1 protein-coding gene is annotated in these 1,073 nt (G+C 30.6%); it reads left to right on the forward strand.

Annotation, left to right across the window (positions count from 1 at the left end):
* Positions 1-406 precede the first annotated feature (406 nt).
* Positions 407-1,073 (forward strand): peptidoglycan DD-metalloendopeptidase family protein (locus ASC44_RS00085; protein ID WP_055445598.1); only part of this gene is annotated, 667 nt, incomplete at its 3' end.

A 1,073-nucleotide genomic window follows, 5' to 3' on the forward strand; every position in this document is an offset into this window, starting at 1 on the left:
ATTGCTAAAGAAGAAGTGAAATCTGTAAGAGAAGATTTGAAGGAGAGTTTACAACCAGCTCAATGGATGCAAACAGGTGTTAAAGTAGCAGGTAAAATAGGCTCTATGGTTTTACTTAAGAAGCTTTTTAGGAAGTAGATAATAACAATATTAAATTACTTAATATTGTTTTAGAAAATAGCGATGCGCTTTTAAACTTACCAAAATCAATAAATTATAACCTGTATTTTAAAGGTAATCAATCAAAATTTAATAAGGAGAAAACAAACAATAAAACAATTAAGCATAACCCAAACACTGGAGATTCTAATAAAACCATTGTAATTAATGCAAAGTATAGCAACGTTATTGCTGAATAAATTTTATTTTTGAGTTCAATATGAATGATCGTTTTTACGTATTAAATATGAATTCAAAAGATTTTAAAACACGCTTGACAGCTTTCGGTACACAAAATATATGTGTAATCGATGCTTCTATTTCTAAAAGTGACTACACACCAATCGATTTATCTGAAGCTAATACAGACTTACAAAACTTCGATATTTCATCTTCTAAAGATTGGGACACCTATATTACCAATTACCTTAATAAAAGAAACAAAAAAGTAGCTTTTGGTGGTTACCTTGAAAAACGTGGTATTTATAATCGTAGCGATTATTTTAATAACCCAAATCCTGAAACCGAACGTAACATTCATATTGGTTTAGATTTATGGATAGCAGCAGGAACATCGGTTTTAGCAGCTTTTAATGGCGAAATACATAGTTTTAAGGATAATACTAATTATGGCGATTATGGACCAACAGTAATCTTAAAACATGAGCTAGATAGTTTTGTGTTTTATACACTTTACGGACATTTGTCTCGCGAATCTTTGAAGCGCTTAAAATTGGGAGATAAGGTAAAGCAAGGCGAAACAATTGCTTATTTAGGTGCAGCTGAGGTAAACGGTGATTATGCACCACATTTACATTTTCAAATTATTGAAGACTTGCAAGATAATTTTGGTGACTATCCAGGAGTGTGTTCTATAACAGATTTAGAATTTTATAAGAAAAACACTGTTAATC

The organism is Lacinutrix mariniflava (assembly GCF_001418015.1).
GTDB classification, from domain to species: Bacteria; Bacteroidota; Bacteroidia; order Flavobacteriales; family Flavobacteriaceae; genus Lacinutrix; species Lacinutrix mariniflava.